This window comes from Nissabacter archeti (assembly GCF_018257325.1).
GTDB classification, from domain to species: Bacteria; Pseudomonadota; Gammaproteobacteria; order Enterobacterales; family Enterobacteriaceae; genus Chimaeribacter; species Chimaeribacter arupi.
Genome location: NZ_JAERKB010000009.1, coordinates 44,507 through 58,093, shown reverse-complemented (window position 1 = coordinate 58,093; position 13,587 = coordinate 44,507). Strand labels below are relative to the sequence as shown.

Annotated in this window: 11 protein-coding genes; 7 read left to right on the top strand and 4 right to left on the bottom strand. The window is 60.6% G+C overall.

Going from position 1 to position 13,587, the window contains the following annotated elements; genetic code table 11:
• Window positions 1–66 precede the first annotated feature (66 nt).
• The 4 genes from htpX to JK232_RS13990 form a co-directional block, all read right to left on the bottom strand.
• Window positions 67–948, bottom strand: a complete 882-nt coding sequence (gene htpX, locus JK232_RS14005) for a protease HtpX (protein WP_101828521.1) — start codon at window positions 946–948, stop codon at window positions 67–69.
• A 263-nt stretch (window positions 949–1,211) separates the two neighbouring features.
• Window positions 1,212–3,251, bottom strand: coding sequence for a carboxy terminal-processing peptidase (gene prc, locus JK232_RS14000; protein ID WP_212589325.1), 2,040 nt, complete (start codon window positions 3,249–3,251; stop codon window positions 1,212–1,214).
• A 19-nt stretch (window positions 3,252–3,270) separates the two neighbouring features.
• A complete protein-coding gene (gene proQ, locus JK232_RS13995; RefSeq protein ID WP_072931003.1) occupies window positions 3,271–3,990 on the bottom strand; it encodes an RNA chaperone ProQ in 720 nt (239 codons plus the stop codon).
• A 91-nt stretch (window positions 3,991–4,081) separates the two neighbouring features.
• Entirely contained in the window at window positions 4,082–4,582 is a 501-nt protein-coding gene (locus JK232_RS13990; RefSeq protein ID WP_072931005.1) for a GAF domain-containing protein, read from the bottom strand.
• Between the two features lie 358 nt (window positions 4,583–4,940).
• Here JK232_RS13990 and yebS point away from each other — a divergent pair, with 358 nt between their 5' ends.
• The 7 genes from yebS to JK232_RS13955 all read left to right on the top strand — a co-directional run bounded on the left by yebS (window position 4,941) and on the right by JK232_RS13955 (window position 13,279).
• Entirely contained in the window at window positions 4,941–6,188 is a 1,248-nt protein-coding gene (yebS, locus tag JK232_RS13985; RefSeq protein WP_079205286.1) for a membrane integrity lipid transport subunit YebS, read from the top strand.
• Window positions 6,157–8,790, top strand: coding sequence for a PqiB family protein (locus tag JK232_RS13980; RefSeq protein ID WP_072931009.1), 2,634 nt, complete (start codon window positions 6,157–6,159; stop codon window positions 8,788–8,790). Before yebS ends, JK232_RS13980 begins: the two co-directional genes overlap by 32 nt.
• Before the next feature lie 220 nt (window positions 8,791–9,010).
• The gene (rsmF, locus tag JK232_RS13975) at window positions 9,011–10,399 is read left to right on the top strand and encodes a 16S rRNA (cytosine(1407)-C(5))-methyltransferase RsmF (RefSeq protein WP_246538578.1); all 1,389 of its coding nucleotides are present in this window, start codon (window positions 9,011–9,013) and stop codon (window positions 10,397–10,399) included.
• Between the two features lie 418 nt (window positions 10,400–10,817).
• A complete protein-coding gene (locus JK232_RS13970) occupies window positions 10,818–11,348 on the top strand; it encodes a Csu type fimbrial protein (RefSeq protein ID WP_072931012.1) in 531 nt (176 codons plus the stop codon).
• A gap of 11 nt (window positions 11,349–11,359) precedes the next feature.
• Window positions 11,360–11,911 carry a Csu type fimbrial protein gene (locus JK232_RS13965; RefSeq protein WP_101828518.1) on the top strand — a complete coding sequence of 184 codons (552 nt, stop codon included), beginning with the start codon at window positions 11,360–11,362 and terminating at the stop codon, window positions 11,909–11,911.
• Window positions 11,912–11,927: 16 nt separating this feature from the next.
• Complete coding sequence (locus JK232_RS13960) at window positions 11,928–12,485, top strand: Csu type fimbrial protein (RefSeq protein ID WP_079205287.1); 558 nt, start codon at window positions 11,928–11,930, stop codon at window positions 12,483–12,485.
• Between the two features lie 29 nt (window positions 12,486–12,514).
• Complete coding sequence (locus tag JK232_RS13955; RefSeq protein ID WP_072931020.1) at window positions 12,515–13,279, top strand: fimbrial biogenesis chaperone; 765 nt, start codon at window positions 12,515–12,517, stop codon at window positions 13,277–13,279.
• Window positions 13,280–13,587: the final 308 nt, after the last annotated feature.

The window sequence follows — 13,587 nt, the reverse complement described above, 5'->3', positions numbered from 1 at the left end:
CAACCCGCCGGGCTGAAGGCATAAAAAAGCCCCGCACATTGGCGGGGCTTTTTACTATCGTGTAAATCAGTTCAGGTACTGGCCGCTGCGCAGCGCCTCAATCCGTTTATCCAACGGCGGGTGAGACATAAACAGCTCACTGAGCGATTTACTCTTACCATTGATACAGAACGCCATCATGCTGCCCGCTTCCTGCGGCTCATGGCTGGTTTTCAACCGTTGCAGGGCAGCAATCATCTTGTCACGCCCGACCAGCTTGGCCGAACCGGCATCCGCGTGGAATTCACGATGACGGGAGAACCACATGGTGATGATGCTGGCCAGAATACCGAAGACCAGCTCCAGCACGGTTGCCACCGCGAAATAGATCAGCGGGTTGCCGTTGTTGCTGCCCTCTTCTTCACGGTTACCGCCCAGGAACCCAGCCGCCACCTGCGCCAGCAGGCGCGAGATGAAGATAACGAAGGTGTTTACCACCCCCTGAATCAGGGTCATGGTGACCATATCGCCGTTGGCAATGTGGCTGATTTCATGGGCCAGCACCGCTTCCGCTTCTGCCTGGCTCATGTTCTGCAACAGGCCGGTACTCACCGCCACCAGCGAGGCGTCACGCCGGGCACCGGTGGCAAAGGCGTTGATGTCCGCCGCGTGGTAAATCGCCACCTGCGGCATGGCGATACCCGCCTGCTGTGACTGCTGGCGGATGGTGTCGAGCAGCCAGCGCTCGGTGGCGTTACGGGGTTGTTCAATCACTTCGCCGCCGACCGCGCGCAGCGCCATCCATTTGGACATCAGCAGCGAAACCAATGCGCCGCCAAAACCAAACAGCCCGGCCATGATCATTAACCCCATGACACTGCTTGATTGGATCCCTGTCAGGCTGAGTACCAGCCCGAAGACCACCATCACCGCCAGGTTGGTCAGCAGGAATAACGCTATACGCATCATAAAATTGTCACTTCCTCATTGTTGGGATTTTTGCTGTGCAGGCCACATGCCTGCCCCTTGATCGTATGGGCTTGGCGGCATGTTTCAAGCGTTACGTGGACTTAAGCTGCTAAAATCACAAAACTTTACAAAATGCAGCGATCTGTGTCGCATTATGAGCAGGCTTAACCGAAATCCTCTGCCTTTGCAGCTTAGTGGGGCGATCCCCCGAACAGCAGCTATAAAAAAAGCGCACCGGAGTGCGCTTTTTCAAGGCGGGCTGCTTATTTGGCTGCCGCATTCCCTTCAGCGGTTTCCATCTTAGAGAGATCAAGCGCGATGTGCGCCGTCTCATCGAGATACGGATCGGGCTGCTGGTAATCTTTCGGCAGATCGTCGAGCGATTTCAGCGGTTTTTTCCCTTCGCGTTTGAAACGCTCATTGATGCGGTTCAGGCGGATGGCGTCATCCTCGTGGTTCTCTTTTTCGCGCTGGGCAAAATTGAGTGACACGATGTCGCGCTTATCTTTGGTCGCCTTATACTTTTCAATGTCCTGCGCAATGCTCTGGAACTCCGGATCGCCGGCGATACGGTCAGCGTGCGTTTTCAGCAGCGCCGGGACGAACGGTTTCATGTCGCCGGTTTTGCTGTAGGTCGCCGCGTTAATGCTGTCCCACGGCAGGGCATTATCTTCGAACGCTTCCCCGGTTTCCGCCGCCTCGATGCCGGTCGGCATCAGGATGTCCGGCGTGACCCCTTTACGCTGAGTACTGCCGCCGTTGACGCGGTAGAATTTCTGGATGGTGTACTGCACCGACCCCAGCGCCGGCCACTCAGGGCGCAGCATCTGGTCATAGATGCGGTTCAGCGAACGGTACTGCTGCACGGTACCTTTCCCGAAGGTCGGTTCACCCACAATCAGCGCGCGGCCGTAATCCTGCATGGCGGCAGCGAAAATCTCAGATGCCGAGGCGCTGAAGCGGTCAACCAGCACCACCAGCGGCCCTTTGTAATAGACCACGCCGTCGGTGTCGCTGTCTTCACGCACCTTGCCGTTGTTATCACGCACCTGCACCACCGGGCCGCTTGGAATAAACAGGCCGGAGAGCGAAACCGCCTCGGTCAGTGCACCGCCGCCGTTGGTCCGCAGGTCGATCACCAGACTGGTGACGTGCTGTTTTTCCATCTTCTGCAACTGCACTTTAACGTCATCCGTCAGGCCCACGTAGAAACCGGGGATGTCCATCACGGCGACTTTCTGCTTGCCGAGGGTCTTCACCGTCATCTTCACGGCGCGGTCTTCCAGGCGGATGCGCTCACGCGTCAGGGTCACAGTGCGGGTTTTGGTGCCCTTCCCGGCCGGTAACACTTCCAGGCGCACTTTGCTGCCTTTTGGCCCTTTAATCAGCGCGACCACGTCATCCAGGCGCCAGCCAATCACGTCCACCACCGGTTTGCCGCTCTGGCCCACCCCGACGATCCGATCGCCCACGGTGATGTTTTTGCTTTTCGCCGCCGGGCCGCCCGGTACCATCGAATTAATGACGGTGTAGTCATCATCCTGCTGCAGCACAGCACCGATGCCTTCCAGTGACAGGCTCATCTCGGTATTGAACTGCTCAGTGTTGCGCGGGGACAGGTAATTGGTGTGCGGATCAATCTCATGCGCAAAGGCATTCATGATCAGCTGGAATACATCTTCGCTGTTGCTCTGCGCCAGTCGCTTAATCGCGAAATGGTAGCGCTTGCTGAGCACATCACGGATCTCTTTCTCGTCTTTGCCGGTAAGCTTGAGGTTCAGCTCGTCATATTTGACTTTGGCATCCCACAGGCTGTTCAGCTCATTGATGTCCTTCGGCCAGGGCGCTTTGCTGCGGTCGAGGTCAATGGTGTCATTGCCGGTGAAGTCCATGGGTTTGGCCAGCACCGTCAACGCGTATTGGAAGCGTTCAAACCGGCGTTTCTGCGCCAGGTTGAACAGGGCATAGGCGGTGTCGAGCTTGCCGGTTTTCAGCTCCTCGCCCATGCTGGTTTTTTTGTCCGCAAACTGCGCCACATCTGCCGCCATCAACACGTTATGGTTGAAGTCCAGCATATTGAGGTAGCGTTCGAAGATTTTCGCGGAGAAGTTCTCATCCAGGTCAAACTGACGGTAATGAGAACGGGTGAAACGCGCCGTCACACGTTCGCTGACGGTGGCGTCCTGCGGCTCCTGCTGGAGCTGAGGCAGCGTTTCAAGCGTCACGGGGGCCTCATTGGCAAAGCTTACGCCCGCCAGAAACAGGCCCGCCGCGATGGCGGTAACTCTGACAAATTTGTTCATGCCTGGGTTGGCCTCCGTATCAGAACTGCAAGTGTTCTGCGCGCACGATCATCGCCAGACCGGAGGAAAGCTGCACACGGACACCGTCTTTGGCAATTTCCAATACGGTGGCATCCATCGCGCTTTTACCGGCCCGGACTTTGATCTCTTGGCCAATCTGCAGTTTTGAGATGTCGGTGACGGGCACCAGACTTGCCGGGCTCTCCTGACGTTCAGCGCGAGGCTCTTTAGCCTGTTGCGGACGCGGTGAGCGCGGCTTGCGGGTTTCCTGGGCGGCGGCGTTTTCACGGCGCGGCGCAGGTTTTTTACCCGCCGGGCGTGGGCGGCGGGCAGGCGCAGCATCCGGGGTTTCCCCGTTGGCAGCAGCCGCTTCGCGACGCTTAGCCTGCTGTTCGGCACGTTGCGCCTGGACGCGGGCTTTCGCCTCTTCCAGTTGCTTACGCGCATGTTCAACATGCTGTTCTTCAAGCTCGCCGCATGGGTTGCCGTCTAAATCGACGCGCTGGGCACCGACTTTAACGCCATACAGATAGCGCCAGCTTGAGGTATAAAGGCGCAGGGCGGAACGCAATTGCGTTTTGCTGAGGTTCTCCTCAGCCTGAACGCGCTCCACAAGATCCTGAAAAATGCCGATCTTTAACGGACGCGCTTCGCCTTCGGCGGTGAAACAGAGCGGGAACCGCTCAGCCAGATAGGCGATGACTTCTTTACTACTGTTCAACTTAGGTTGATTTTCCATGAAATTTCCTGATTACAACGGGTTTGCCAACCGGCGCAGGCATGAACAGGCGCCATTATAATGACGCCATCAGTAAATGCCACGTTATCCGTTAATCATCGTGAGAAAGAAGGACATATTTTGCCGCGTCGCACTGTTCCAGCTGTGCACAAAGCGCGTCAACCACTGCAATCAGGCCGGTTTCGTCTTCTTCATCGAAGCGTTGATAAACTGTGCTGTCAATGTCCAGTACCCCGATGATCTGCCCGCCGACCCGCAGCGGCAACACGATTTCGGCATTGCTGGCCGCGTCACAGGCGATATGGCCGGGGAATGCGTGGACGTCACCCACACGCTGGACAGCCTGTTCTGACACTGCCGTCCCGCAGACGCCCTTACCCACCGGAATACGCACACAGGCGATTTTTCCCTGGAACGGCCCCAGCACCAGCGTTTTGCCGTCCATCAGGTAGAAGCCTGCCCAGTTCACGCCTTCAAGGCGCTCATACAGCAGCGCACTGGCATTGGCCAGCGTGGCAATAAAATTGGTTTCGCCGGACAGCAGCGCGCCCATGTCACGTTTTAATTCTGTGTAGAATGCGTTTTTGTTCATGTCATGACCATAAAATCTGTAAGGGTAACCCGCGCTGACAGCGCTTAGCCCCTATAAAATAAGCATTAAATGCGTATCGTCACAAGGTTAATCGGCGGTTACTTCACAAAACCCCCTGTGTCGGGGTATGTTGGCCGCTGAAAGTCGCCGGATTTATCTGAACCATGCCTGACCGCGCCCTCATTTCACGCTACGCTAAGTGTCTAGACATGCATCAAAAAACGCGTCTCCCTTCCGGCCACGACCGCCGGAGGCGGATTGTGCCCCAGATACGATGCAGGGAAAGCACATTTTTTTGTAACCAGGTGGCACAGACCCCTCACAGGCTGTTCACGCACCTTCTGCCGAGTCCGGAATCATGAAAATAGAGACACTCTCCGGCCCGTTGCCCCAGGCCCGCTACCAGCGTTGCAGTGAGTGCGACATGCTGTTTACCCTGCCGTTCCTCAGCGGCACGGAATCCGCCTACTGCCCGCGCTGCAATGCCAGGGTGGAGAAAGGGCGCGACTGGTCGCTGACGCGCCTGGCGGTGGTGGCCGTGACCGCGCTGCTGCTGATGCCGTTTGCCTTCAGCGAGCCGCTGGTAAGCATCCGCCTGCTCGGCACCCGCATCGAGGCCTCCCTGCTGGAAGGCGTCTGGCTGATGACCGACCAGAATTCGCCGCTCACCGGCAGCATGGTGCTGTTCTGCACCGTGGGCGCACCGCTGACGCTGGTGCTCTCCCTGCTCTATCTGTATCTCGGGCGGCAGCTCGGCATGAACCTGCGGCCGGTGCTGTTGATGCTGGACCGGCTGAAAGAGTGGGTCATGCTGGACATCTACCTGGTCGGCATGGGCGTGGCGTGCATCAAAGTCAAAGAGTATGCCGACATCACGCCCGGCCCGGCGCTGATTGCCTACCTGGCAGTGATGCTGCTGACGCTTTTGCTGCTGATCCACCTCAACGTGGAGCAACTCTGGCTGCGCCTCTACCCCCAGCCACAGCCGGGCGGCGATCCCGCCACGTTCCGGCTCTGCCTGCCGTGCAAATTTACCGGCCACCCGGATGCCCGCGGCCGCTGCCCGCGCTGCCATGTGCCGATGCGCCTGCGCCGCCGCCACAGCCTGCAAAAGAGCTGGGCTGCGCTGCTGGCGGCGATGGTGTTTCTGCTGCCGGCCAACCTGCTGCCGATCTCCATCATCTACGCCAACGGCGAACGCATGGAAGACACCATTTTCTCCGGGGTGGTGTCGCTCGCCACCTCCGGCAATATCCCGATTGCCGGGATCGTCTTCATCGCCAGTGTGCTGGTGCCTTTTACCAAGGTCATCGTGCTGCTGGTGCTGCTGCTCAGCATCCATTTCCGTACCCAGCACAGCCTGAAAACCCGTATCCGCCTGCTGCGGCTGGTGACCTGGATTGGCCGCTGGTCAATGCTCGACCTGTTTGTGATAGCGCTGATGATGTCACTGATCAACCGCGATCAGTTGCTCTCGTTTACCATGGGGCCGGCTGCCTTTTATTTCGGCAGTGCGGTGTTCTTAACTATCCTGGCCGTACACTGGCTGGATAGCCGTTTGATTTGGGATGCACATGCAACACGAAACGCCGACTACACCGACTAAGGCGCGGATAAAAAAGAAGCGCCGGATTTCCCCGTTCTGGTTACTGCCGTTTATTGCCCTGATGATTGCCGGCTGGCTTATCTGGAGCAACTATCAGGAGCGCGGCAGCACGGTGACCATCTCCTTCCAGTCTGCGGCGGGCATTGTCGCCGGGCGTACGCCGGTGCGCTATCAGGGGGTGGAGGTGGGCACCGTCCAGACTATCAGCCTGAGCAAGGATCTGCGCAACATCCTGGTTAAGGTCAGCATCCGCAGTGAGCTGGAAGATGCGCTGCGCGACGGCACCCAGTTCTGGCTGGTGACGCCCAAGGCCTCGCTGGCCGGGGTGTCCGGGCTGGATGCGCTGGTGGGCGGCAACTACATCGGCATGATGCCCGGCCCCGGCGAACCGAAAACCCAGTTCACCGCCCTCGACACCCAGCCGAAATTCCGCCTGAACACCGGCGAGCTGATGGTGCACCTGCGGGCGGCGGACCTCGGCTCCCTGAACACCGGCTCGCTGGTCTATTACCGCAAAATCCCGGTCGGCAAGGTCTACGACTACGACATCGCGCCCGGCAAAGAGGGTGTGACCATTGATGTGCTGATCGACCGCCGCTTCGCCAATCTGGTGAAACGCGACAGCCGCTTCTGGAATGTCTCCGGCTTCCAGGGCGATTTCAGCCTGCAAGGGGCGTCGGTCAAAATGGAGAGCCTGGCGGCGCTGGTCAACGGGGCAATTGCCTTTGACTCCCCCACCGGCGGCACCCCGGCCTCCGCGGAACAGACCTACCAGCTCTACCCCGACCTGGCGCACAGCCAGCGCGGCGTGCTGATCCACCTCGACCTGCCCTCGGGCGACGGCCTGAACGCCAACCATACCCCGCTGATGTACCAGGGGTTACAGGTCGGTACCCTGACGGCAGTCACGCTGGAAAAAGGCGGCAAGGTCAGCGGTGAGCTGACGGTAGACCCGTCGGTGGTGGAACTGATGCGCAGCGGCACGCGCATTGAGCTGAACAGCCCGAAACTCAGCCTGAGCGATACCCGCCTCAGCGCGCTGCTCACCGGCAGCACTCTGGAGCTTATCCCCGGCGAGGGTGAGCGGCAGGATCGCTTCACGGTGTTCGACAGCAGCCTGAAACTGTTGCAGCAGCCCAATGTGCTGACGCTGGAACTGCTCGCGCCGCAGACCTACGGCATTAACCCCGGCCAGCCGCTGATCCTGTACGGCATCAATGTCGGCCAGGTGCTGTCACGCGACCTCACGGACGCCGGTATCCTGTTCAAAGTCGCGGTCAAACCGGAATACCGCCACCTTATCCATCAGGACAGCAAATTTGTGGTCAACAGCCGGGTCAATGTGAAGCTGGGGCTGGACGGGCTACAGGTCAGCGGGGCCAGCGCCGCAGAGTGGATTGACGGCGGCATCAAGATCCTGCCGGGCGAGAAAGGCGACCCGGCGGGCCGCTACCCGCTCTACAGTGATGAGCAGAAAGCAGAAGAAGGCACCCAGAGCGACACCCCGAAACCCACCCTGACGCTGACCGCCGACAGCCTGCCGGATGTGCAGGCCGGTTCGGTCGTGCTCTACCGTAAATTCCAGGTGGGTGAAATCACGGATATCCGCCCGCGCGCCAACGCCTTCGATGTGGACGTCTATATCCAGCCGGAGTACCGCAAGCTGCTCACGGACAAAAGCATCTTCTGGGCCGAAGGCGGCGCGAAAGTGCAGCTGAACGGGGCCGGTTTCTCTGTGCAGGCCTCCCCGCTCAACCGGGCGCTGAAAGGGGCAATCAGCTTCGATAACCTGGAAGGCGTCACCTTTACCAAAGGGGTGAAACGGGTGCTCTACGCCAACGAAACCGCCGCACGGGCAGTGGGCAGCCAGATCACCCTGACCACCTTTGACGCCAGCAAACTCTCACCGGGTATGCCGATCCGCTACCTGGGCATCGACATCGGCCAGGTGGAGTCGCTGAAGCTGACGCCGGAACGCAACCAGGTGGATGCCAAAGCGGTGCTCTACCCGGAATATGTGCAGAACTTTGCCCGCACCGGCACCCGGTTCTCGATTGTGTCGCCGGAGATCTCCGCCGCCGGGGTCAGTAACCTCGACACGCTGATCCAGCCCTACATCAATGTGGAACCGGGCGCAGGCGGCCATATGGCGCGCACCTTTGAATTGCAGGAAGCCACCATCACCGACTCACGTTACACCGACGGGCTGGGGATTGTGCTGGATGCGGCAGAAACCGGCTCGCTGTCAGTGGGCACGCCGATCCTCTACCGCGGCATTGAGGTCGGCACCGTCACCGGGTTCTACCTCGGCTCGATGGGCGACCGGGTGCATGTCACGCTGCGCATCAGCAAAAAGTACCAGCACCTGGTGCGCAACAATTCGGTGTTCTGGCTGGCTTCCGGTTATAACCTGCAATTCGGCCTGACCGGCGGCGTGATCAAAAGCGGCACCTTCCAGCAGTTTATCCGCGGCGGCATCGCCTTTATGACCCCGCCAAGCATTCCGCTGGCACCGAAGGCCCTGCCCGGCAAGCATTTCCTGCTCAACAGCGAGGAGCCGAAAGGCTGGCAGAGCTGGGGCACCGCCATCCCGCAGAATTGATCCGGCGGGAACGTCTCTCCTTTAAAGCAGCCTGCGGGCTGCTTTTTCTTTTTTGGCGCCGCCCGCAGGCGGCTTTTTCCGGCCGGGTCGCCATTTCACCGCCGCACCGCAGGTGTGCTAGACTGCGCGCCACTTTTATTGCGCTTGCGGACTCCTCCCTGTGGCTAAACACCTCTCTGCTTTCCTGCCGCCTGAATTCCTCGCGGCCACCCGTGCCATCATGCCCGCCGACCTGTCGATGGACGATTTTATCGCCGCCTGCCAGCGCCCGTTGCGCAGCAGCCTGCGCGTCAACACCCTGAAGATAAGTGTGGCGGACTTCACCGCCCGCGCCGCCGCCTATGGCTGGCAGCTTTCGCCCGTGCCGTGGTGCGCGGAAGGGTTCTGGATTGAACGCAGTGATGACGAAAGCCAGCGGCTCGGCAACATGCTGGAACACCTGGCCGGGCTGTTTTACCTGCAGGAAGCCAGCTCGATGCTGCCGGTCAGCGCGCTGTTCAGCGGCAATGCCCTGCCGGAACGGGTACTGGATGTGGCCGCCGCCCCCGGCTCGAAAACCACCCAGATTGCGGCCCGCATGGGCAACCTCGGCGGCATTGTCGCCAATGAATATTCCGCCAGCCGGGTCAAGGTGCTGCACGCCAACATCAGCCGCTGCGGCGTCAGCAACAGCGCGCTGACCCACTTTGACGGCCGGGTGTTTGGGGCCGCGCTGCCGGAGACCTTTGATGCGATTTTGCTCGATGCGCCCTGCTCTGGCGAAGGCGTGGTACGCAAAGATCCGGATGCCATGAGCAACTGGTCGCCGGAGAGCATCGTCTCCATTGCCGCCACCCAGCGGGAACTTATCGACAGCGCGTTCCATGCGCTGAAACCGGGCGGCACGCTGGTTTACTCCACCTGTACCCTGAACGCCCAGGAGAACCAGGACGTCTGCCGCTGGCTGCTGGCACGCTACCCGGACGCCGTGACCACAGAGCCGCTGGACGACCTCTTCCCCGGTGCCGCACGGGCTGCGACGCCGGAAGGGTTCCTGCATGTTTTCCCGCAGATTTTTGACAGCGAAGGCTTCTTTGTGGCGCGACTGCGTAAAACCGCGGCGGTCACCCCGTTGCCGGCGCCCACCTATAAAGTGGGCGCGTTCCCCTTCTCACCGCTGCCGGGCAAAGAGCGCGACGCCGTCACCCAGGCGGCACGGGCGGCCGGGCTGCCGCTGCCCGACACCCATACCCTGTGGCTGCGTGACAAAGAGATCTGGCTGTTCCCGCAGGCGCTGACCCCGCTGTTCGGCAAGGTGCGTTTCTCGCGCATTGGCCTGAAGCTGGCGGAACGTTTCCCGAAAGGCTATCGCTGGCAACATGAGGCCGTGGTGGCGCTGGCCGACACCGCCGGCCATACCACGCTGGAACTGGACGCAGAACAGGCGCAGAGCTGGTTTATGGGGCGTGACCTCTACCCGGAAACGCTGCCCGCCGGGGATGAATTTATCCTGACCTGGCTTGGCCAGCCGCTTGGCCTGGCCAAGCGCATCGGCAGCCGCATCAAAAATGCCCTGCCGCGTGAACTGGTACGCGACGGTGCCGCCTTTGTGATGCTGCCCCCGGTGTGATCCTCTTCACTTCATAGGCGGGCTAAGGCCCGCTTTTCTTATTATTCCGGCTCAGATAACCCGGTTTTCCTGCTCAAAAAATAATCAATTCTTTAAAAAAACCCTGCAAAACATTAACAAAACTAATTAATACTTCACTTTTAGTTTGTTACATGCGTTATCAAGAAATTACCCTAGATTAACACCTAATTTACATCACATCTTTTTATGCACCCTTTTCACCGCTTGCAACGCAAAAAGTGGCGTCATTACCCCTCAGTGGCTTTTTTTTATTTTTAAGAGGAAATATGACCAAATGTATTCTAATAATTAATCTTATTAACAAGATTAACCATTGATCTGCGTGGAGGACGCCCCAGCCCGGCTTCTGATGTGTCTTACTGATTCAGCTTTTGTTTTTTACTGAAAGGAACAGGTTATGAAGAAAACACAACTCACGCTGGCGACCGCCGCGTTGATGATGCTGACCCCGACTGCCCCGCTGTTTGCCGGTACGGTCACCGGGAACATGGGGGTCACCCTGACGGTGGGGGCCGGGTGCGAAGTGGTCGGCGGGAACTCCACCGGCGCGGTAAACCAATTCGGCACCCTGAGCTTTGGCGAGTACTCTTCCCTGGCTAACATCATTAATTCCCAGTCAACGGATGCCGCCGGTACCGGCAGCCTTCAGCTGCTCTGCACCACCGGCACCCCGTTTACCGTGGCACTGGATAACGGCGTGAACGCCGCCGGGGGGCAACGGCGGATGGCAGGCACCGGTGGCGCGTTTATTAACTACAACCTTTACCAGGAACCGGCGCGGACCACCCTCTGGGGGCCGGGCACCCCGCTGGCGGGCACCGGTACCGGCACCCCGGTTAACCTGATCGTCTATGGTCAGGTGCCGGCGCAGACCACCCCGGCGGCCGGTACCTACACGGATACCGTGACCATGACCGTCACCTGGTAACGCCCCGCGCGATGAACAGCAGCCACGGAAAGGACGCCGGGCGGGCCGGGTTACGGCGGGCAGCCGCGTTGATCATGCCGGTACTGATGCTGCCGGCATGGCCGGTCACGGCCGTCACCAAGACCGCCTCGGTCGGCTTTAACGCCACACTGGTGGCTGCCTGCTCAGCCGGCACCACCAGCAACGGCGTGGTGAGTTTCGGCACGCTCGATTTCGGCACCACCTCTTTTCTCTCCCGCCCCATCAACGTCACCGGCCAGCAAAACGCCGGGGCGATCCGACTCCAATGCAATAACGGCACGGCGTGGCGGGTGCTGCTGAACGGCGGGAACAGCGGCAGCACGGCAAGCCGCTATCTGGTGGGTGGCCCCACGGCCCAGCGGGTCACCTACAACCTCTATACCAACGCGGCCTACACCACCGTCTGGGACAACGTCACCGGCGTTTCCGGCACCGGTAACGGCCAGATTATCTACCTGCCGGTATATGGGCGGATACCGGCGCAGGCCACGCCCTCTGTGGGAAATTACAGTGACACGGTTCAGGTCACCGTCAGCTGGTAACAGGAGAGCCGCCGTGATGCGATGCAGATTCCCGGCCTGGCTGCCGGTGATGGCCCTGCTGCTGGCGTCCGGTACCGGGGCGGATACCGGGGTGGATGACCTGAGCAAAAGCCAGGCGTTTACCCTGAGCGCCACCCTGGTGAACGGCTGCGTGCTGGGCAGCGGCAGTGCTGACGTCAGCACCTTCGGGTCGCTGAGCTTCGGCACGATTTCGTCGTTGGCAGTGCCGGTGGATGCGGTCACCAGCCAGGGCAGCGGGTCGATTGTGCTGAAGTGCACCCCCGGCGCGCCGGTGACACTGGCGCTGGGCAACGGCAATAACGTCACGGGTTCGATTGCGGCCGGCCGCCGGATGCTCAACACCGCGACCAATGAAACCCTGGCCTATCAGCTTTACCAGAATGCCGCCCGCACCACCGTGTGGGGCAACGGCAGCAACGGCGGCACTACCCTGGTGCTCAGCGCCAACGGCGCGGTACAGGAGTACAAAATTTATGCCAGGGTGCTGCCGGCCGCGACCATGCCCAGCGCGGGCAACTACAGCGACAGCGTGCTGGTCACCGTGACCTATTGATCTTGATTGAAATGAAAAGGATGTTTGGCATGAAGTTAACGGTATGGGTCTCCTTGTGGTGTGCCCTGATCTCCCCCTTCCTCAGCGCGACGGCGCAGGCCGCTGCCGCGATCCTCATCTGGCCGATTGATCCGGTGATTGAATCTCACCAGCAGGCTTCGGCGCTCTGGCTGGAGAACCGCGACAGCAAGCCGGTCTACCTTCAGGTGCGCATCCTGAGCTGGCAGCAGGGTAACGGCGAGGATCGCTACGCCGGCCAGACCGAGGTGATCCCCAGCCCGCCGGTGGCCTCTATCGCCCCCGGCAAGCGCCAGTTGGTGCGGCTGGTGAGGAACAGCCAGGTGCCGCCCGGCCAGGAGCGGGCTTACCGCATTCTGGTGGATGAGGTACCGCAGGGCGATGCCGCCCCGGAAACCAACAGCCTGGGGTTAAAATTCCAGATGCGCTATTCGGTGCCGCTGTTTGTCAGCGGGCCGGGGGTCTGGACCAAACAGGATTACGAACACCCGCGGGATTACGCCGAAGCGGCCCAGCCGGTGCTCCATTTTCGCGCCGTCTCTGCCCAGGGCAAAGCCTGGCTGATGGTGCGGAACCAGGGGGCGGTTCATGCCCGCATCTCCCGCGTCTCCTGGCTCTCCGGGTCACGCCGCATCAGCCTGAGCGAGGGGCTGCTGGGGTATGTGCTGCCGGGGCAAGAGATGCGTTTCCCGCTGAAACAGACCGTGGGCGGGGCTACCCGGCTGGAGGCGACGGTCAATGACAACCCGCAGCCTGTCACGATCTCCGCTTACTGACCGGCGATCCCAGGGTGATCCTATGCACTGCGCCCGGCAGGAGGCGCTGATGCGCTGCCGGCACACCGGGTTGCTGCCGCCGCTGCTGATGGTGCTGGCACTGCTCAGCGCCCAGGCCGGGGCCGGGGCGCTTTCCCCGGAGCCTGCCGCTGCGCCCGGTTTGCCTTCGCCACCGTTGGCGGGGGCTGACTCTGCGCCCTCGCTGCCGGCGGAGCCTGCTTCGCCCTCGCCTGCGGAGATTGCCGCGACGTATGACGTTCCCCCGCCCGCCGCCATGGCGGCTGACTCTGCGCCTTCACCGACGGAGC

Bases quoted from the DNA above. Each gene is read 5' to 3' on its own strand.
- htpX (WP_101828521.1), bottom strand. From the start codon at position 948: ATGATGCGTATAGCGTTATTCCTGCTGACCAACCTGGCGGTGATGGTG.
- prc (WP_212589325.1), bottom strand. From the start codon at position 3,251: ATGAACAAATTTGTCAGAGTTACCGCCATCGCGGCGGGCCTGTTTCTG.
- proQ (WP_072931003.1), bottom strand. From the start codon at position 3,990: ATGGAAAATCAACCTAAGTTGAACAGTAGTAAAGAAGTCATCGCCTAT.
- JK232_RS13990 (WP_072931005.1), bottom strand. From the start codon at position 4,582: ATGAACAAAAACGCATTCTACACAGAATTAAAACGTGACATGGGCGCG.
- yebS (WP_079205286.1), top strand. From the start codon at position 4,941: ATGAAAATAGAGACACTCTCCGGCCCGTTGCCCCAGGCCCGCTACCAG.
- JK232_RS13980 (WP_072931009.1), top strand. From the start codon at position 6,157: ATGCAACACGAAACGCCGACTACACCGACTAAGGCGCGGATAAAAAAG.
- rsmF (WP_246538578.1), top strand. From the start codon at position 9,011: ATGCCCGCCGACCTGTCGATGGACGATTTTATCGCCGCCTGCCAGCGC.
- JK232_RS13970 (WP_072931012.1), top strand. From the start codon at position 10,818: ATGAAGAAAACACAACTCACGCTGGCGACCGCCGCGTTGATGATGCTG.
- JK232_RS13965 (WP_101828518.1), top strand. From the start codon at position 11,360: ATGAACAGCAGCCACGGAAAGGACGCCGGGCGGGCCGGGTTACGGCGG.
- JK232_RS13960 (WP_079205287.1), top strand. From the start codon at position 11,928: ATGCGATGCAGATTCCCGGCCTGGCTGCCGGTGATGGCCCTGCTGCTG.
- JK232_RS13955 (WP_072931020.1), top strand. From the start codon at position 12,515: ATGAAGTTAACGGTATGGGTCTCCTTGTGGTGTGCCCTGATCTCCCCC.